We start from the raw sequence: 19,364 nt of genomic DNA, 5'->3' as shown, positions 1-19,364 counted from the left end.
AACCCCTTCAAGGACCCATTCAAGGACCCGCTGACCTGCGCCGAAGTACCGTGCATGACATCCATGCACGCTCCCGTCCGGTCCCGGCAGCCCTTTCGGCCCTTCGTCTGTCTGCTGCCCGCGCTCGCCGTCGTCTGGGCGGGGTACCAGCGGCGCTGGATGTCCGACGACGGGCACATCTACGTCCGGACCGTCCGGCAGGTCCTCGCCGGGAACGGGCCGGTGTTCAACGCGGGCGAGCGCGCCGAGGCCTCGACGGGCACGCTGTGGCAGTGGCTGCTCGTCCTCGCCGGTCTGCCGGGCGTCGACGTGGTGACGGCCGCCGTGTACGGCGGGCTGCTGCTCACGGCGGCCGGGTTCGCGCTCGCCGCGTGGGGCGCGGCGCGGCTGCGCACGGGGCCGTCCGGCGGTCCGCTCCTGCCGCTCGGCGCGCTGGTGCCGCTCGCGCTTCCGCCCGTGTGGGACTTCGCCACGTCCGGCCTGGAGACGGGGCTCGCCACCTGCTGGATCGCGGGCGCCTGGCTGCTGCTCGTGGTCCGTCCGCGCGCGCTGGGCACCGCGTTCGTCCTCGGCCTCGGGCCGCTCGTGCGGCCCGATCTCGCCCTGGTGTCCGCCGTGTTCCTCGGCGCGCAGTGGCTGAGCGCGCGCCCCTCGCGGCGCGGCGCGCTCGCCGGTGCGGCCGCCGCGGGCGCGCTGCCCGTCGCCTACGAGGTCTTCCGCATGGGCTACTACGGGCACCTCATGCCGCTGCCCGGCGTCACCAAGGAGGCCTCGTCCAGCCTGTGGGGGCGCGGGGCCGCCTATCTCGCGGACTTCGCCGGGCCGTATCTGCTGTGGCTGCCCGCCCTGTTCGTGCTCGCCGCCGTGCTGCCCGCGCGGCACGGCGGGCGGCCCGGGCCCGCCGTGCCCCTGGTGCCCGCGCTCGCGCCCGTCGTCGCGGGGGCCTTGTGCTGGGCGTACGTCGTCAAGGTCGGCGGGGACTTCATGCACGCCCGGATGTTCCTGCCGGGCCTTCTCCTGCTGGTCCTGCCGGTGTTCGTGGTGCCCGCCACGCGCGCGTGGACCCTCACGACGGTCGGCGTCGGGGCGTGGGCGCTGGTCTGCGCGGCCTCGCTGCGGATCCCGTACGAGGGTCTGATCGGGCCGCGCGGCGTCGCGGACGAGCGCGGCGTGTACGTGCGGCAGAACGCGGCCGCACACCCGCTGCGGCACACCTTCGCCGGGTTCCGGGGCAACGCCGCGTACGCGCGCGAGGTGCGGCACGCCGCGCACGTCGGGGCGCCCGCGCTGTTCCTGGCCCGCACCCGCGTCGAGGGCGCGGCGCCCGCCGTGACCGGCGCCTACGCCACCCTCGGCCTGAACGGCACCGTCATCCCCCTCGACGGCGCCGCCCTCGACCCGATCGGGCTCGCCTATCCGCTGGCCGCCCACTCCGAGCGCATCGCCCACGCGCGCGTGGGCCACGACAAGCGGCTGCCCGACGAGTGGATCGTCGCCGACCGGGGCACGGGCGACCTGCCGCCCGGCATGGACCCGGCGCGGGTGGCAGCCGCCCGCCGCGCCCTGGGCTGCGGCCCGCTGGCCGAACTCCGCGCGGCCACCCGCGAGCCCCTCACGGCGGGGCGCTTCCTGCGCAACGTCGGGGGCGCCCTGGAGCGCACGGCGTTCCGCTTCCCGAACGATCCGGTGCGGGCGGAACGCGAACTGTGCGGCCTCGGCAGGCCCTAGGACACCACGTCCTTGCGGGCGAACCCCCGGAAGGCGAGCGCGAAGAGCACCAGCGCGTATGTCACCGACAGGGCCGTGCCCTGGAGCATGCCCGACCACTCCGGAGTGGGCTGGAAGACGTCCGCCCAGGCGAACTGCCAGTGCGCGGGCAGGAAGTCGCGCCAGTCGCCGAGCGCGGTCACCGCGTCCAGGACGTTCCCCGCGATCGTCAGGCCGACCGCCCCGCCGACCGCGCCGAGGGGCGCGTCCGTCTTCGTGGAGAGCCAGAAGGCGAGGCCCGCGGTGACCAGCTGGGACGCGAAGACGTACGCGACGACGACGGCGAGGCGCCGCGCGGCCGTGCCCGGCTCCAGGACGCCGCCGGTCGGGATCTCCAGCGGCCCCCAGCCGTACGCCATCGTGCCGACGGCCAGCGCGACCACTGGGAGCAGCACGATCGCGGCGGCGCTCAGCCCGAGCCCCACCGCCAGCTTGGACCACAGCAGCCGGGCTCTGGGCACGGGCGCGGCGAGCAGATAGCGCAGGCTCGACCAGCCCGCCTCGGAGGCCACGGTGTCCCCGCAGAACAGCGCGACGGGGATGACGAGCAGGAACCCGGCCGACACGAACAGGCACGTCGCCGCGAAGTTCACGCCCGACGCGGTGGCCGTGTCCATCAGCGTCACCCGGTCGTCGCGGCCGTCCGGCGAACCGGCGATCGCGAACGCGAGGAGCAGCACGAGGGGCAGCAGGGCGAGGATGCCGCCCATGACGAGCGTGCGCCGCCGCTTGAGCTGGCGGACGGCCTCGACGCGCAGGGGCAGCGTGCGGCCCGGGCGGTAGCCGGGCGCGGTGGCCGCGCCCGGGTGCGGGGAGCCGTCGGCCGCCGCGTCCGGCAGGCCGTCGGGCGCGGCCGCCGGGGCCGCCGTGGTGTCCTGTGGGGCCGTCACGCCGCACCTCCTCCGATCAGGGTCAAGAACGCGTCTTCCAGGCGCCGGTGCGGGCCGAGCGACTCCACGGGGACCTCCAGGCGGACCAGTTCGGGCAGGAGTGCCGCCCCCGTGGCCGCCGGGCCGCCGTCGAGCCGCACCAGGAGGCCGCCCTCGGTGCGGACCGCCGACGCCACGCCCGGGAGCGAGGCCACCTTCTCGACCAGCGGGTCGGGGACGTCCGCCGCGAGGCCGACGAGGAGCGTGTCCCCGGCGCCGACGATCTCGTCGACCGGGCCCGCCTGCACGAGGCGGCCGCGGTCCATGACGACCAGGTGCGTGCAGGACTGCTCGACCTCGGCGAGCAGGTGGCTGGAGACGATGACCGTGCGGCCGCCCGCCGCGTACCGGATCATCACCTCGCGCATCTCGCGGATCTGGGGCGGGTCGAGGCCGTTCGTCGGCTCGTCCAGGATCAGCAGGTCGGGCAGGCCCAGCATGGCCTGGGCGATGGCGAGGCGCTGCCGCATGCCCTGGGAGTACGTCCGCACGGCGCGGGCCAGGGCGTCGCCGAGCCCGGCGATCTCCAGGGCCTCGGCCAGGTGCGCGTCCTGAGCGGGGCGCCCGGTGGCGCGCCAGTACAGCTCCAGGTTCTCCCGGCCCGAGAGGTGCGGCAGAAATCCGGCGCCCTCGACGAACGCGCCGACCCGGGACAGGACGGGCGCGCCGGGCCTGATGGCCTGCCCGAAGACGCGGATCTCGCCCGCGTCCGGGCGGATGAGGCCCATCAGCATGCGCAGGGTGGTGGTCTTGCCCGCGCCGTTCGGCCCGAGGAGGCCGAGGACCTGGCCCTTCTCGACACGGAACGACAGGTCGCGCACCGCGTACCGGTCGGTGGACTTCGCGTACCGCTTGCTCAAGCCGGTGATCTGGAGGGGCACTTCGGCGAGGTCCGGGGCGGGCGCGGGCGCCGTGACGCGCCTGCGGCCGATCAGGAGCAGGGCGGCCGCCACGGCGGCGCCGGTGAGCGGCAGCCACCACACCCAGGCGGGCAGCGGGGCGGCGGCCGTCCGCACGCCGGGGGCGGTCGGCACCTTCAGGCCGCTCTTCAACGCCACCGTGTACGCGGCCGGTTCGGCGGGCGAAGCGTAGCCCAGGTCGGTGGCGGCGAACACCAGGCGCAGCCGGTGGCCCTTCTTCAGCTCGTGGTCGACGGCGGGCAGCCGCAGGTCGAGGGTCCTGCCGTCGACGGCGCCGTCGATCCGCACCGGGGCGACGAGCTGCGCGGGCAGCACCTGCTGCCCGCCGCCGGGCCCCACGTCGTAGACCTTCCCGAAGAGCACCGTGTCGGCGCTGTCGGACTTCACGCGCACCCGCACGGTGGGGGCGCCGGTGATCCGCAGGTCCTCGGTGAGCGGCTTCGACTCGAACGCGGCGTACTGCCCGGGGAAGTCGAGGGAGACGCCGATGCCGAGCGAGGAGAGGCGGCTGAGGCCGGCGCTGCCGCCGCCCGCGCCGCCGAGCCCCGGCAGGCCGGACACGGCGGGCGGCGCGGCGCCCGCGGGGTTGTCGAAGGTCTGCGGGCGCCCGCTGAGCGGGATCTCGCGCGGGCCGCTGCCGAGCCCCGGATAGCGGTCGCCGCTCGCGCCGCGCAGCGTCGCGGCGCCGTCCGTGGAGTCGATGCCTCCGGTGCGGGTGACGCGGAAGGCGGGGCCCGTGTCGGCGCCCTTGTCGTCCTTCAGATAGCGGTCGAACCACTGGGTGACGCGCCCGGTGACCCGGTCGGTCTCCCGGTCGCCGCCGTCGTGGCCGCCCGCGACCCAGTCGACCGCCACGGGCGCGTGGTTGGCGCGGATCGCCTTGGCCATCGCGTCGGCCTGGTCGAGTGGGAACAGCGAGTCCTGCTGGCCCTGCACGATCAGGGCGGGCACCTTGACGCGGTCGCCGACGGCGGCCGGGCTGCGCTCGGCGAGCAGCCCGCGCGCCCGCGCGTCGGGCTTCCCCGCCACCGCCACGCGCTCGTACATCGCGCACAGCCGCGGCTCGAAGGTGTCGCAGCCGCCGCCCGCGGTCAGGAACATCCCGGCCCACTGCTTCTTGAAGACGTCCTTCGGGAACAGCGCGTCCGCCAGGTTCCAGTACGTCATCAGCGGGGCGATGGCGTCGACCCGGTCGTCGTAACCGGCCGCGAGCAGCGAGACCGCGCCGCCGTACGAGGCGCCCGTGACGCCCACGCGCGGGTCGCCGTCCTTGTCGAGGCGGACCTCGGGGCGCTCCGCCAGCCAGTCGACGAGCCGCGACACGTCGGCGACCTCGCCCTTCGGGTCGTTGAGCCCGATGCGGCCGGTGGACTTGCCGAAGCCGCGCGCGGACCACGTCAGGACCGCGTACCCGTCGCGGGCCAGGCGCTCGGCCTGCTCGCGCACGTCGTCCTTGCTGCCGCCGAAGCCGTGCCCGACGAGCACCGCGGGGCGCTTGGTGCCGGGGTCGCCCGCGGTGAAGTACGAGGTGTCGATCCGCACCTCCCGCCCCTGGCCGCGGCCCATGGAGAGCGTCTGGTCGGTGCGGCGCACGGCGGGTGCCTCGTCCGACGCGAGCGCCGTCCACGTGCCCGCGCCGGCGAGCACGACGACGGCGGCCGCGGCGGCGAACGTCCGCCGCGGCGCGCGCAGCGCCGCCTTCCAGGCTCCGGCCCGGGGCAGTCGTAGATCCATGCGTCAACGGTACGGGCGGTCACCGACAACCGATGCAGCCACCGGTCGGAACCCCGCGGCCTCCCCGGGGAGTACGGGCCGCGGCCCGCGTACGTCCGGGGCGGTACGCGGCCCGGACCGCCGCCGCACCGGCTGTCAGGGGCACCTAGGCTGCTGACCCATGACATCCCTCGCCATCGGCCAGCGCTCGCTGGGCGACCCGTCCGTCCGCTTCCCGCTCTGGCCGCCGCTCACGGAGGGCTGTCCGGTCACGAGCACCGACGAGATCGCGTACCCGGTGGACGTCGACTACGCCTACGACCAGGTCCCCGACGGCTTCTTCGCGCCCGGCGCGGCCGCCGCGCGGCCGCGCGGGCACGAGCGCTGGGCGCCGCTCCTGCCGCCGCTGCGCGCCCCCTCGCTCGCCGAGGGCGGCACCCCGCTGCTCCCCCTTGAGGACGGCGTGTGGGTCAAGGACGAGTCCCGCAACCCGACGTGGAGCCACAAGGACCGGCTCAACCGGATCACGGTGAGCGCGGCCGTCGGCGTCGACGCGCCCGGCGTCGTCGTCGCCTCCTCCGGCAACCACGGCGCGTCGGCCGCCGCGTACGCCGCGCGGGCAGGCCTTCCGTGCACCGTCCTCACCTCGCCGGACGCGCCGCCCGCCGTCGACGCGTTCCTGCGCGCGTACGGCGCCACCGTGCTGCACGTGCCCAGCGAGGACCGGTGGCCACTCCTGCGCCGCATCGTCGAGCGGACCGGCTACCACCCCGTCAGCAACCTCACGTCCGCCGCGCACACCGGGCACGGGTTCGGGCCCGAGGGCTACAAGACGATCGCCTACGAGATCCACGACGAACTCGGCACCCTCCCGCGCGCGGTGTTCGTGCCGACCGGGTACGGGGAGATGCTGTTCGGCGTCTGGAAGGGGTTCGCCGAGCTGGTGCGGCTCGGGTACGGGGAGCGGGTGCCGCGCCTGTTCGCCTGCGAGCCCGCGGCGGGCGGGCCCCTGGCGGCCGCCGTGCGCGAGGGGGTGCCCGCCGCGCACGTCCCCGTCGGGGAGACCGCCGCGTACGCCATCGACTGTCCGGTGGGCGGCTACCGGGGCGTGCTCGCGCTGCGCGAGAGCCGGGGCGCGGCGCTGCTCGTGACCGACGAGGAGCTGGCCGGTGCCCGGGCGGAGCTGGCCAGGGGCGGGGTGTGGGCGGAGCTGTCCGCGGCGGCGGGCCTCGCGGGCCTGCGGCAGCTGGGCCGGGACGCGGAAGGCCCCGTGGTGTGCGTCTCCACGTCCAGCGGCTTCAAGGACCGCGACCTGCTGGCAGGCCCGTAGCCCTCGCGGGTGCGTGCCGCGAGCGGCGGCAGATCCAGCCCGTCCGGCGTTTGAGGACGAGGCGCGAAGCGCCGAAAGGCCGGGTGCCGGCCGCCAGGGCTACTCCGGCACCGTCACCAGCCAGCGCGTGGCCGCCCGCGGCCGCAGGTAGCAGGCCCAGTACACCGTCGCGACGGCCACGATGCCGCCGGTCCACAGCAGGTACTGGGCCTCCTGCTGGCTGAGGACGTACGCGAGGACGGCGATGAGCACCACGGGGATGCCCGGCCACAGCGGCATCCGCCAGGCGGGAGCGGCCCCGTGGCTGCCGCGGCGGGCGAGCAGCGCCGCCACCGCGACGAGCAGGTACATGCCGGTCACGGACACCCCGGTGACGCCGTACAGGGTGTCGAGGTTCACGAAGCACAGCGCGGCGCCGGGGACGCCCACCAGGAGGGTGGCGACCCACGGGGAGCCGAAGCGGCCGCCGAGCCGCGACAGGACCTTGTTGACCGGCTGCGGCCAGGCCTTGTCGCGCGCGGACGCGTACAGGACGCGGGAGTTCTGGATGACCATGACGATGCCCGCGTTGATGATGGCGAGGGCCACGCAGAGGCTGATGAAGGTGCCGACGCCGGAGCTGGACCAGGCCGTGACCATCGCGCCGATGTCGCCGCCGGTGAGCGCGGCGAGGTCCGGCGCGCCCATGGTGATCGCGGCGACCGGCACGAGCAGGACGACGGCCGAGATGCCGAGGGTGAGCAGCACGGTGCGGGCCACGTTGCGGCGCGGGTTCTCCATCTCCTCGGAGAGGTAGACGGCCGTGGAGAAGCCCTGCGTGACGAAGAGCGCGATGGCGAGCCCGGAGACGATCAGCATCGCGGTGACGGCCTTCGTGCCGTCGCCGGAGCCGCTCGCCACGCTGAGGTCGACGAGGCTGCCCGCGCCCCGCTCGGCGTGCGCGAAGCCGAGGACGGCCACGACCGCGGCCGCGACCACTTCGAGGACCAGGAAGATCCCGGTGATCCAGGCGTTGGCCCGCAGGTCGAGCAGGCCCGCGAGGGTGGCGAGGAGCATCACGCCCGCGCCCGCGTAGGCGGGTTCGATCTTCACGAGGGGCGCGAGGTAGTCGGCCGTGCCCATGGCGATCACGGGCGGCACGATCATCACGACGAGCAGGGAGAGCACGAACACCAGCCAGCCCGCGAGCCGTCCGGCCATCGTGGAGACCATCGCGTACTCGCCGCCCGCGCTGGGGATCAGCGTGCCGAGCTCGGAGTAGCAGAAGGCGACGCCCACGCACAGCAGCGCGCCGATGGCGATGGTGAGGGTGGTGGCGGTGCCGAGCGTGGAGAACAGGTCGGGCACGACCACGAAGAGCGTGGACGCGGGCGTCACGCAGGACAGCGTGAGCAGCGTGCCGCCGACGACGCCGATGGACCGCTTCAGCTTGCGGGGCTCAGCCGGGGACTCGGGAGTTCCCTCCGCCACGGGGGCGGCCGCGGACTGCGGCGGCGTGTGCAGCGTTTCGGTCATACGGCGATTCCGATCGGCTCGTACCAAAGGGGCGGCAGAGCGTCATGGAAACCTCCGCGTCAGGAAAACGTCAATGGCCGATTACCTACGGAATCCGCAGCTCGGGCGAGCTTCAACTGGCCAATGATTCGCAGACGTTGGCGACTATAGGTGGCAATTAGCCAGCCATGTGGCACGTAAACCTTCGATAGCAAGGTCGAATTCCATTGGGGCCTTCCTCGCCCCATTCATCCCCCCGTACGGGAACCGCAGCTGTTCGGCGAAAAAAGGAACGAAGCCGTCCGCAGGGCGGACGGCTTCGTTCGGAGGGGTGGAGCTGTCAGTGATTGCGCGGGAACCCCAGGTCCACGCCTGCCGGGGCGTCCGAGGGGTCCGGCCAGCGGGTCGTGACGACCTTGCCGCGGGTGTAGAAGTGCGTGCCGTCGTTGCCGTAGATGTGGTGGTCGCCGAAGAGGGAGTCCTTCCAGCCACCGAAGGAGTGGTAGCCCACCGGCACCGGGATCGGCACGTTCACGCCGACCATGCCCGCCTCGACCTCCAGCTGGAAGCGGCGCGCGGCGCCGCCGTCCCGGGTGAAGATCGCCGTGCCGTTGCCGAACGGCGAGGCGTTGATGAGCGCCAGGCCCTCCTCGTAGGTGTCGACGCGCAGCACGCACAGGACCGGGCCGAAGATCTCGTCCTTGTACGCGTCCGCCGTGACGGGCACCCGGTCGAGCAGGGACAGACCGATCCAGTGGCCGTCCTCGTGGCCCTCGACGGTGTGGCCCGTGCCGTCCAGGACGACCTCGCAGCCCTGCGCCGCCGCGCCCGTCACGTACGACGCGACCTTGTCGCGGTGCGCGGCCGTGATGAGCGGGCCCATCTCGGAGGCCGGGTCGGTGCCGGGACCGATCTTGATCTTCTCGGCGCGCTCCTTGATCTTCGCGACGAGCTCGTCGCCGACCGAGCCGACCGCGACGACGGCCGAGATGGCCATGCAGCGCTCGCCCGCGGAGCCGTACGCGGCCGAGACGGCGGCGTCGGCGGCCGCGTCCAGGTCGGCGTCCGGCAGGACCAGCATGTGGTTCTTGGCGCCGCCGAGCGCCTGGACGCGCTTGCCGTTCGCGGAGGCCGTGGTGTGGATGTAGCGGGCGATCGGGGTCGAGCCCACGAAGGACACCGCGGCCACGTCCTGGTGCTCCAGGAGCCGGTCCACGGCCACCTTGTCGCCGTGCACGACGTTGAAGACGCCGTCCGGCAGGCCGGCCTCGGCGAGCAGCTCCGCCACGCGCATCGACGCCGACGGGTCCTTCTCGCTGGGCTTCAGCACGAAGGTGTTGCCGCACGCGATGGCGATGGGGAACATCCACATCGGCACCATGGCCGGGAAGTTGAAGGGCGTGATGCCCGCGACGACGCCGAGCGGCTGGCGGATCGAGGAGACGTCCACGCGGCTCGCGACCTGCGTGGACAGCTCGCCCTTGAGCTGCACGTTGATGCCGCACGCCAGGTCGACGACCTCCAGGCCGCGCGCGACCTCGCCGAGCGCGTCCGAGTGCACCTTGCCGTGCTCGGCGGTGATCAGCTCGGCGATCTCGTCGCGGTGCGCGTCGAGCAGGGCGCGGAACTTGAAGAGGATGCTCGTGCGCTGCGCGAGCGAGGACTGGCCCCAGGTCGCGTACGCGGCCTTGGCGGCGGCGACCGCCGCGTCCACCTCGTCCACGCTCGCGAAGGCGACCCGCGTGGTCACGGCACCGGTCGCCGGATCGGTGACCGGGCCGTACGTGCCGGACGTCCCCTCGACGCTCTTGCCACCGATCCAGTGGTCGACGGTCTTCGTCATGCCAAGAACTCCCTCACAGATGGCGGCGCCGGTCGGACACGTGCCGGTCGTACTCCTCGCGGGCCTTGACCGCCGACGGGCGGGTCGCGATCTCGGCCACGGGCACATCCCACCACGCCTGCGCCGGGGGCGGGCCCGACACTGTGTCTGTCGTTTCCGTCTCCACGTAGACACATGTGGGGCCGTCCGCTTCGCGCGCTTCGCGCAGGGCCGCGCGCAGCTCGTCGACGGTCTTCGCGCGCGTCACGGGCAGTCCGAGCGAGGCCGCGTTGGCGGCCAGGTCCACGGGCAGCGGGCCGCCCGTGTACGTGCCGTCGGGCGCCCGGTAGCGGTAGTCGGTGCCGAAGCGCTCGCCGCCCACGGACTCCGAGAGGCCGCCGATGGAGGCGTAGCCGTGGTTCTGCAGGATGACGACCTTGATGGGGATGTCCTCCTGCACGGCCGTGACGATCTCGGTGGGCATCATCAGGTACGTGCCGTCGCCGACCAGCGCCCACACGGGCCGCTCGGGCGCGGCCAGGGACACGCCGATCGCCGCCGGGATCTCGTAGCCCATGCAGGAGTAGCCGTACTCGACGTGGTACTGGCGCGGCGAGCGGGCCCGCCACAGCTTGTGCAGGTCGCCGGGGAGCGAGCCCGCCGCGTTGATGACGACGTCCTCGTCGGTGACGAGCGCGTCGAGGAGGCCGAGCACCTGCGTCTGGGTGGGGCGCGCGTCGGGCTCGTCGGCCGCGTACGCGGCGTCGACGCGCTGCTCCCAGCGCTCCTTGCCGGCCGTGTACGAGGCCGCGTACGCGGGCTCGACGCGGTGGCCCGCGAGCGCCCCGGTCAGCGCCTCCAGGCCCGCGCGGGCGTCCGCGACCACTGTGGCGCCCGCCATCTTGTGGGCGTCGAACGGCGCGACGTTGAGGTTCACGAAGCGCACGCCGTCCGCGGCGAAGAGCGTGCCGGACGCGGTGGTGAAGTCGGTGTAGCGGGTGCCGACGCCGATCACCAGGTCGGCGCCGCGGGCCAGTTCGTCGGCCGTGGCGGTGCCGGTGTGGCCGATGCCGCCGACGTCCGCCGGGTGGTCGTGGCGCAGGGAGCCCTTGCCCGCCTGCGTGGACGCCACGGGGATGCCGGTGGCGTCGGCGAAGGCGCGCAGGGCGTCCTCGGCGGCGCTGTGGTGGACTCCCCCGCCCGCGACGAGCAGGGGCCGCGCGGCACCGCGCACGGCCCGCGCCGCCGCCGCCACCTCTGCGGGGTCGGGGGCCTGGCGGCGTACGGACCAGACGCGCTCGGCGAAGAAGTCCTCCGGCCAGTCGAAGGCCTCCGCCTGGACGTCCTGCGGCAGCGCGAGCGTCACCGCGCCCGTCGCGACCGGGTCGGTGAGCACCCGCATCGCCTGGAGCGCGGCGGGGATCAGCGCCTCGGGCCGGGTGACGCGGTCGAAGTACGCCGAAACCGGGCGCAGACAGTCGTTCACGGACACGTCGCCCGCGTACGGCACTTCGAGCTGCTGGAGCACCGGGTCGGCCGGGCGGGTCGCGAACACGTCGCCGGGCAGCAGAAGCACGGGCAGGTGGTTGATGGTCGCGAGCGCGGCGCCTGTGACGAGGTTGGTGGCGCCGGGGCCGATGGAGGTGGTGACGGCGTGGGTCGTCAGGCGCCCCGACTGCCGGGCGTGGCCGACGGCCGCGTGCACCATGGCCTGCTCGTTGCGCCCCTGGTGGAAGGGCATCTCGGCGCCGTACTCGACCAGGGCCTGGCCGAGTCCGGCGACGTTGCCGTGGCCGAAGATGCCCCAGGTCGCGCCGATGAGGCGCTGCCGGGCGCCGTCCCGCTCGGTGAACTGCCGGGCCAGGAAGCGCACCAGGGCCTGGGCGGTGGTGAGCCGGACCGTGCCGCTCATCGGTATCCCTCCGTGTGGTCAGGGTGGAAGCAGATCTTCCATTCCCGCTCGTCCCCGGGTCCCGCCATGACGTTCAGGTAGTACATGGCGTGGCCCGGCTGGGCGATGGACGGGCCGTGCCAGCCGTCGGGGACGAGGACGGCGTCGCCGGAGCGCACCTCGGCGAGCACGTCGGTGCCGCCCTCGCGGGAGGGGGAGACCCGCTGGTAGCCGAAGCCGGACTCGCCCTCGATCTCGAAGTAGTAGATCTCTTCCAGCTCGGCCTCGACGCCGGGGCGGTGCTCGTCGTGCTTGTGCGGCGGGTACGACGACCAGTTGCCGCCGGGCGTGATGACCTCCACGGCGATCAGCCGGTCGCAGTCGAACGTGTCCGCCGCCGCGAAGTTGCGCACCTGGCGGGCGCAGGTGCCGCTGCCGCGGTGCTCGACGGGAACCTCCGGCGCGGGGCCGTAGCGGGCGGGGAGTCGGCGCTCGCACTTCGCTCCTGCCAGGGCGAAGCGGCCTCCCACGCCGGAGGCGATCTGGATGTGGGAATCGCGGGGAACGTAAGCGAAGTCAGTCGCTCCGCTGAACACGCTCTCCCGGCCCAGGAGTTCGATGATCTCGCCCTCCGCGTGCACCGTACAGCCGCCCGTCAGCGGGAGCACGATCCATTCACTCTCCCCGGTGGCGAAGGAGTGCAACCCGCCGGGCGGCAGTTCGACGACGCGCAGACTGGAGTAGGTCCAGGCGGCGCGCTTCGGATCGATGGCGAGGGCGTACGGGCCCTCGGCCGCGCTTCCCTTCGGTACGTGCGTCATGCGGGCCTCCTGTCGGGTGCGTACGTCACGGCTACAGCAGCCCGACGGCGGTGTCGACCGCGCCCGCCACGTCCCCGTCCGCCGGGTACAGCAGCGTGCGCCCGGCCACCAGGCCGTACACGGTGGGCAACTGGAGGGCACCGCGCCACTTCTCGAACGCGGTGTCCGTGTCCCCGATGTCTCCCCCGAGCAGCACGGCGGGCAGCGTCGAGGCCTCCATGACGCGCGCCATGTCGTCCGGGTTCTCGGTCACGGGCACCTTCAGCCAGGTGTACGCCGATGTCCCGCCGAGGCCCGAGGCGATGGCGATGGACCGGGTGACCGCGGCGGCGCTCAGGTCGTTGCGAAGGCCGTCGGGTGACCTGCGGCACAGGAACGGCTCGATGAACACCGGAAGCTGACGCTCCGCCATGGCGTCGACCGCGCGCGCGGTGGAGTACAGCGTGGCGAGCGACCCGGGGTCGTCGTAGTCGACGCGCAACAGCAGCTTGCCCGCGTCGAAGCCGAGCCGCTCCAGGTCCTCGGCGCGGTGGCCGGTGAACCGGTCGTCCAGCTCGAAGGCGGCGCCCGCGAGCCCGCCCCGGTTCATGGACCCCATCACGACCTTGCCGTCGAGCGCGCCGAGCAGCAGCAGGTCGTCGAGGATGTCGGCGGTGGCGAGCACGCCGTCGACGCCGGGCCGGGACAGCGCGAGGCACAGCCGTTCGAGGAGGTCGGCCCGGTCGGCCATGGCCAGCGGGTCCTTGCCGACACCGAGGGCGCCGCGCGCCGGATGGTCCGCCGCGATGATCATCAACCGCCCGGAGGCCCCGACCAGCGGCCGCCGGAGCCGCCGCGCGGCGGCTTCGGCGATGGCTTCGGGGTGCCGGGCCCGGGTCCGCACGAGCGCGGAGACATCGACGGCACTCATACGACGCCCCCCTCGTGGTGAGCGATGACGGGTGGGCACGACGGCAGGTGCCGAGCAACCGTCTCACAGCGCCTCACCGCACAGCCCCCGCCTCAAGAGCAGCCTCGACCTCGGCCTCGTACGGCATCGCGGAGGAGCACTCCAACCGCGAAGCGACGATGGCCCCGGCCGCGTTGGCGTACCGGATCACCCGCGGCAGCTCCCACCCGGCGAGCAGCCCGTGGCACAGCGCCCCGCCGAACGCGTCACCCGCCCCGAGCCCGTTGAGGACCGAGACCGGCAGCGGCGGCACCTCCGCCACCGCGCCCGCCCTGTCCATCGCGAGCACGCCCTTCGGACCCTGTTTGACCACGGCCAGCTCGACGCCCGCCGCGAGCAGGGCCTCGGCGGCGGCGCGCGGCTCGCGCACGCCGGTCGCGATCTCCACCTCGTCCACGTTGCCGACGGCGACGGTCGCGTGCCGCAGCGCGGCCGCGTAGTGGGGGCGGGCCGCGTCCGGGTCCTCCCAGAACACGGGCCGCCAGTCGAGGTCGAAGACGGTGGTCCCGCCCGCGGGGCGGGCGGCGAGCGCGGCCAGGGTCGCCGCCCGGCTCGGCTCCTCGCTGAGGCCGGTGCCGGTCATCCAGAAGATCCGCGCCGCGGCGATCGCGCCGAGGTCGAGCTCGTCCGCGCGGATCTCCAGGTCGGGGGCCTTGGGCCGACGGTAGAAGTACAGCGGGAAGTCGTCGGGCGGGAACACCTCGCAGAAGGTGACCGGTGTCGAGAGCCCCGGCACCTCGGCGACCCACCGCTCGTCGACCCCGAACTCCCGCAGCTGGCCGCGCAGATACTCGCCGAACGGGTCCTGTCCCGTCCGCGTGACGACGCCGACGCGCCGCCCGAGCCGGGCCGCCGCGACCGCCACGTTCGTCGCCGAGCCGCCGAGGAACTTCCCGAACGTCGTGACCTGCGACAGCGGCACCCCGGTCTGGAGCGGGTACAGGTCGACGCCGATCCGGCCCATGGTGATGACGTCGTACGGATCGGCGCCGGCGTCGGCGTGCGGATCCGGGTGCGGATCGGTCACCCTGCACATCCCTTCGTGGTGGCTTCCCTCAGGTCTAATCCCGTCCCAGGAACCCTGTCAACATTTTGTCCTTACATTCGGACTACTGCTTGACACTGTTCTCGGCGGGCGGCGAGGCTTGCGGCCATGGCGCAGCAGACAGAGGTGTCGCGTGGTTCGCGGTTGACCCGCATCCGGATCGGTTCGGCCCCCGACTCCTGGGGCGTGTGGTTCCCCGACGATCCCCAGCAGGTGCCGTGGAGCCGCTTCCTCGACGAGGTCGCCGCGTCCGGGTACGAGTGGATCGAGCTCGGCCCGTACGGCTATCTGCCGACCGACCAGGCCCTGCTCGCCGACGAGACGCGGCGGCGGGGCCTCAAGGTCTCGGCGGGCACCGTCTTCACCGGCCTGCACCACGGCCCGGACGTGTGGGACAGGACGTGGGAGCACGTGTCCGCGATCGCGGACCTCACCCAGGCGATGGGCGCGCGCCACCTCGTCGTCATCCCGTCCTTCTGGCGCGACGACAAGACCGGTGACGTCCTGGAGGACTCGACGCTGACGCCGGAGCAGTGGCGCCAGCTGGCGTCGCAGACCGAGCGCCTGGGCCACGAGGTGCGCGAGCGCTACGGCCTGGACATCGTCGTCCACCCGCACGCGGACACCCACATCGACACCGAGGAGAACGTCGCCCGCTTCCTCGACGCCACGGATCCGGCCCTCGTCTCGCTCTGCCTGGACACCGGCCACTACGCGTACTGCGGCGGCGACAGCGTCAAGCTGATCGAGACGTACGGCGAGCGCATCGGGTACCTCCACCTGAAGCAGGTGGACCCGGCGGTCCTGGCCGAAGTGCGGGCGCAGGACATGCCGTTCGGGCCCGCCGTCGGGCGCGGCGTGATGTGCGAGCCGCCCGCCGGGGTGCCCGCGCTCGAACCGGTCCTCGCGGCCGCCGAGAAGCTGGGCGTCGACCTGTTCGCCATCGTCGAGCAGGACATGTATCCGTGCGCGCCGGACAAGCCGCTGCCCATCGCCCGCCGCACCCGCGCCTTCCTGCGCTCCTGCGGGGCGTGAGGCCCGTACGCCGCTGACGGCTGAGGGGAGGTCGCGACCGCGCGGCCTCCCCTCAGCCGTGTCCCGGCGCGCCCGGCCGCCCTCTACCCCCTCGACGCGCGAACGCGCCCCCAACACGCCGGGCGCCCGCGCCAGTCGAGCGCGTCACGTAGGTGACAAACACTGCACTCTCGTCACACATGTGACACGTACGCGGGTTTCCCGTCACAGCCAGTCGACAAGCACTCCCCCATGGTCACTCTCCGTCGTTCACGGGGCACAGGCTGAGTGACGCCAGTGCCGCGCCCAGCTCCCCCGTCGGCCGCTCCGGCCGCCCTGGGTGCGCACAGGGAGGAGCCACTGATGACCGACCGCAGGCTCTGGTCGTACAAAGACATCGCCGCGCACATCCGCGTCCAGCCGGACACCGTGCGCTCCTACCGCAAGCACGGCCTGCTGCCCGAGCCCGACCACGTCGAGGGCGGCAAGCCCTTCTGGTACGCCGACACCATCCGCGCCTGGGTCGCGTCCCGGCCCGGCAACCGCGCGCGCAAGGGCGAGTGACCCCCCGCCTTGCCCCGCCACCCCAGCCCCTCTTGGAAAATACCCCCTAGGGGTATAGTGTGAAGCACGTCGAGGGGTTCCCTGGAGCCACCGGAGCCGCTCGTCCACGTCGACGTTCCGCATACCCGCACGTCACACACGTTTCACTGAGGAGAACGACATGACCGCCAACGCCCAGACCTCGCAGCCCGGCGCCGTCACCACCGTGTACGACGTGAAGGGGATGACCTGCGGCCACTGCGAGTCCGCGGTCAACAGCGAGATCTCCGAGCTCGCGGGCGTCAGCTCGGTCCAGGCGGTCGCCGCCACCGGCAAGGTGACCGTGGTCTCCGCGGCCCCGCTCGACGAGGAGGCCGTCCGCGCCGCGATCGACGAGGCCGGTTACGAACTCGCCTGATCTCCCCCCTCCCGGCCACGGGCCCCGCGCCATCCCGGCGCGGGGCCCTGACCCCTTTTCGCACCGCACGCCTCCGCCCCCATCACGCCGCGAAAGAGCCGTCATGAACACCTCCGAGGTCGAACTCGCCGTCGGCGGCATGACCTGCGCCTCGTGCTCGGCCCGCATCGAGAAGAAGCTGAACCGCATGGAGGGCGTGACCGCGTCGGTCAACCTCGCCACGGAGAAGGCCAAGGTCAGCTACGCCGACGGGGTCGAGGTCTCCGACCTCGTGGCCACGGTCGAGAAGCTCGGCTACTCGGCGCACGAGATCGCCCCGCCGCGCCCCGAAGCGCCCGGCGGCCCGGCGGCGTCGGCGGACCCGGCCGGGCGCCCCACCACCTCCGACCTCACCGAGGCCGACCGGCTGCTGCGGCGGCTGCTGGTCTCCGCCGCGCTCGCGCTGCCGGTCGTCGTGCTCGCGATGGTCCCGGCGCTCCAGTTCGAGTACTGGCAGTGGCTGTCGCTCACGCTCGCCGCGCCGGTCGTGGTGTGGGGCGGGCTCCCCTTCCACCGGGCCGCGCTCCTGAACGCGCGGCACGGCGCCGCCACCATGGACACGCTCGTGTCCCTCGGTACGCTCGCCGCCTTCGGCTGGTCGCTGTGGGCCCTGTTCCTCGGCACGGCCGGGGAGCCCGGCATGCGGCACGGCTTCGACCTGACCGTGACGCGTACCGACGGATCCTCGGCGATCTACCTCGAAGTGGCCGCGGGCGTCGTCACGTTCATCCTGCTCGGCCGCTATCTGGAGGCGCGCTCCAAGCGCAGGGCGGGCGCGGCGCTGCGCGCGCTGATGGAGTTGGGCGCCAAGGACGTCACCGTACTTCGTCACGGGACTGAAAAGAACGTTCTAGTCAGCGAGTTGAAGGTAGGCGACCGGTTCCTGGTGCGGCCCGGCGAGAAGATCGCCACCGACGGGCGCGTCGCTGTCCCGGATGGCCAAGCTCGTCGAGGACGCGCAGAACGGCAAGGCCGCCGCCGGGCTCGCCACGCCCACCGCCCTGATGGTCGGCACCGGCCGCGGCGCCCAGCTCGGCATCCTCATCAAGGGCCCCGAAGTCCTGGAGTCCACCCGCCGCGTCGACACCATCGTCCTGGACAAGACCGGCACCGTCACCACCGGCAAGATGACCCTCCAGGAGGTGTACGCGGCCGAAGGCACCGGCGAGAAGGAGCTGCTGCGGCTCGCGGGCGCCCTGGAGCACGCCTCCGAGCACCCGGTGGCACGAGCCGTGGCGGCGGGCGCCGCGCGGCGGTCGGGGCTCGACCCGGCGGACCTGCCGGTGCCGGAGCGGTTCGAGAACGTGCCGGGGGCCGGGGTGCGCGGCACCGTGGACGGGCACGCGGTCCTGGCCGGCAGCGCGCGGCTGCTCACCGACGCCGGGGTCACGGACCTCGACGCGCTGGACGGCGCCCGGGCGCGGGCCGAGGAGGCGGGCCGCACCGTCGTGCTCGTCGCCTGGGACGGCGTCGCGCGCGGGCTGCTCGCGGTCGCCGACGCCGTCCGGGACACCAGCGCCGAAGCCGTGCGCGACCTGCGCCAACTCGGTCTCACCCCGGTGCTGTTGACCGGCGACCACCGGGCCGTGGCGGAGACGGTCGCGCGGGCCGTGGACATCGGGACCGTGTACGCGGACGTGCTGCCCGAGGACAAGGCGGACGTGGTGCGGCGGCTGCGCTCCGAGGGGCGCGTCGTGGCCATGGTCGGCGACGGCGTGAACGACGCGGCCGCCCTCGCCACGGCGGACCTGGGCCTGGCCATGGGCACCGGCACGGACGCCGCGATCGAGGCGAGCGATCTCACCCTCGTACGCGGCGACTTGAGGGCCGCGGCGGACGCCATCCGGCTGTCCCGCAGGACCCTCGCCACCATCAAGGGAAACCTCTTCTGGGCCTTCGGCTACAACGTCGCCGCGCTGCCGCTCGCCGCCGCCGGACTGCTCAATCCGATGATCGCCGGAGCGGCCATGGCCTGCTCTTCGGTGTTCGTAGTGACGAACAGCCTCCGCTTGCGGTCTTTCACATAGCCCCGCGATCCTTCACACTGTCTTCGCGGGACCCTCACGTGGGAATGCCAATCCACATATGGGTCCTCTTGCGCGCATTCAGGGCATATGCAAGAGACGTAGATCACAGCGATCCGAACGTAACCATCGAGGGGACTCGTGAGTCTAAGAGGGCGACACCAGAGGGATCTTGGGGGATCTCTCGGGTGTTCGGGGACATCTTGGGGGATGTCCCCGAAGGGGGTACCCCCTGCTCCTTGAGAGCTTGGGGAGCGTTGGCCGGGGCACGTGCACCGGGGAGCTTTGAGCGGCCCTCCCGAATGCGTACGCGTCCCGGCAGATCGCAGCTCCGCACCCTGACTCGGGCAGCACCTCAGACTCCCGGCCGGATCCCGTGGGGGGAATCCGCACCGGGGCAAAGGAAAGCGCCCCGACCGTCGACCCGTGGGGGGATCGACGGCGGGGCGCTTTTCGCTGACGTGGGCGCCCTGAACCGCGCTTCCCTGCCCGTACGCTCCCGCACCGGTTCAAGAACCGCGCTGACGCGCTTGTCCTCAAACGCCGGACGGGCTGGATTGATCCCGGCCGGACGCAGGCGGGAGACGGCGTGCGAGCCGCCAGGTCGGAGCCGGGCCGAGTGGCTGGGTGGAACGGGTGGGCGGG

Annotated in this window: 13 protein-coding genes and 1 pseudogene; 6 read left to right on the top strand and 8 right to left on the bottom strand. The window is 73.4% G+C overall.

Annotated features, from left to right (window positions below):
* The first annotated feature begins 63 nt into the window (after window positions 1–63).
* Window positions 64–1,728 carry a hypothetical protein gene (locus IG74_RS0140050; RefSeq protein WP_051856387.1) on the top strand — a complete coding sequence of 555 codons (1,665 nt, stop codon included), beginning with the start codon at window positions 64–66 and terminating at the stop codon, window positions 1,726–1,728.
* On the opposite strand, the gene IG74_RS0140045 is transcribed toward IG74_RS0140050, so the two are convergent.
* Both IG74_RS0140045 and IG74_RS0140040 read right to left on the bottom strand, forming a co-directional pair.
* Complete coding sequence (locus IG74_RS0140045; RefSeq protein ID WP_030687684.1) at window positions 1,725–2,606, bottom strand: ABC transporter permease; 882 nt, start codon at window positions 2,604–2,606, stop codon at window positions 1,725–1,727. The genes IG74_RS0140050 and IG74_RS0140045 overlap by 4 nt on opposite strands.
* A 47-nt stretch (window positions 2,607–2,653) precedes the next feature.
* Window positions 2,654–5,350: an alpha/beta fold hydrolase gene (locus IG74_RS0140040; protein ID WP_030687682.1), complete on the bottom strand. Its 2,697-nt coding sequence runs from the start codon at window positions 5,348–5,350 to the stop codon at window positions 2,654–2,656.
* Window positions 5,351–5,510: 160 nt separating this feature from the next.
* Between IG74_RS0140040 and IG74_RS0140035 the strand changes: the two genes are divergently transcribed.
* A complete protein-coding gene (locus tag IG74_RS0140035; RefSeq protein WP_030687679.1) occupies window positions 5,511–6,659 on the top strand; it encodes a threonine synthase in 1,149 nt (382 codons plus the stop codon).
* A 99-nt stretch (window positions 6,660–6,758) separates the two neighbouring features.
* Here the strand turns inward: IG74_RS0140035 and IG74_RS0140030 are convergent, their stop codons facing one another.
* The 6 genes from IG74_RS0140030 to iolC form a co-directional block, all read right to left on the bottom strand.
* Entirely contained in the window at window positions 6,759–8,174 is a 1,416-nt protein-coding gene (locus tag IG74_RS0140030; protein ID WP_030687677.1) for an APC family permease, read from the bottom strand.
* A gap of 319 nt (window positions 8,175–8,493) precedes the next feature.
* The gene (mmsA, locus tag IG74_RS0140025) at window positions 8,494–9,996 is read right to left on the bottom strand and encodes a CoA-acylating methylmalonate-semialdehyde dehydrogenase (RefSeq protein ID WP_030687675.1); all 1,503 of its coding nucleotides are present in this window, start codon (window positions 9,994–9,996) and stop codon (window positions 8,494–8,496) included.
* A 13-nt stretch (window positions 9,997–10,009) separates the two neighbouring features.
* Window positions 10,010–11,887, bottom strand: a complete 1,878-nt coding sequence (gene iolD / locus IG74_RS0140020; protein WP_030687672.1) for a 3D-(3,5/4)-trihydroxycyclohexane-1,2-dione acylhydrolase (decyclizing) — start codon at window positions 11,885–11,887, stop codon at window positions 10,010–10,012.
* Window positions 11,884–12,687 (bottom strand): 5-deoxy-glucuronate isomerase, encoded by an 804-nt coding sequence (iolB, locus tag IG74_RS0140015; protein WP_030687670.1) that lies wholly within the window; start codon window positions 12,685–12,687, stop codon window positions 11,884–11,886. The genes iolD and iolB overlap by 4 nt, the downstream gene beginning before the upstream one ends.
* A gap of 31 nt (window positions 12,688–12,718) precedes the next feature.
* The gene (locus IG74_RS0140010; RefSeq protein WP_030687668.1) at window positions 12,719–13,597 is read right to left on the bottom strand and encodes a Cgl0159 family (beta/alpha)8-fold protein; all 879 of its coding nucleotides are present in this window, start codon (window positions 13,595–13,597) and stop codon (window positions 12,719–12,721) included.
* 73 nt (window positions 13,598–13,670) lie between these two features.
* Window positions 13,671–14,663, bottom strand: coding sequence for a 5-dehydro-2-deoxygluconokinase (iolC, locus tag IG74_RS0140005; RefSeq protein ID WP_267885635.1), 993 nt, complete (start codon window positions 14,661–14,663; stop codon window positions 13,671–13,673).
* 126 nt (window positions 14,664–14,789) lie between these two features.
* On the opposite strand from iolC, the gene IG74_RS0140000 reads away from it, so the two are divergent.
* The 4 genes and pseudogenes from IG74_RS0140000 to IG74_RS46715 all read left to right on the top strand — a co-directional run bounded on the left by IG74_RS0140000 (window position 14,790) and on the right by IG74_RS46715 (window position 18,722).
* A complete protein-coding gene (locus IG74_RS0140000; protein WP_051856382.1) occupies window positions 14,790–15,716 on the top strand; it encodes a sugar phosphate isomerase/epimerase family protein in 927 nt (308 codons plus the stop codon).
* Window positions 15,717–16,058: 342 nt separating this feature from the next.
* Window positions 16,059–16,259 carry a helix-turn-helix transcriptional regulator gene (locus IG74_RS0139995; RefSeq protein ID WP_030687661.1) on the top strand — a complete coding sequence of 67 codons (201 nt, stop codon included), beginning with the start codon at window positions 16,059–16,061 and terminating at the stop codon, window positions 16,257–16,259.
* A gap of 160 nt (window positions 16,260–16,419) precedes the next feature.
* Window positions 16,420–16,656 carry a heavy-metal-associated domain-containing protein gene (locus tag IG74_RS0139990; protein WP_030687658.1) on the top strand — a complete coding sequence of 79 codons (237 nt, stop codon included), beginning with the start codon at window positions 16,420–16,422 and terminating at the stop codon, window positions 16,654–16,656.
* Window positions 16,657–16,759: 103 nt separating this feature from the next.
* Window positions 16,760–18,722, top strand: a pseudogene (locus IG74_RS46715) (heavy metal translocating P-type ATPase).
* Window positions 18,723–19,364 lie beyond the last annotated feature (642 nt).

It is taken from the genome of Streptomyces sp. NRRL B-1347, assembly GCF_000720325.1.
GTDB lineage: Bacteria > Actinomycetota > Actinomycetes > Streptomycetales > Streptomycetaceae > Streptomyces.
This window is presented reverse-complemented; position numbering and strand designations above follow the sequence as displayed.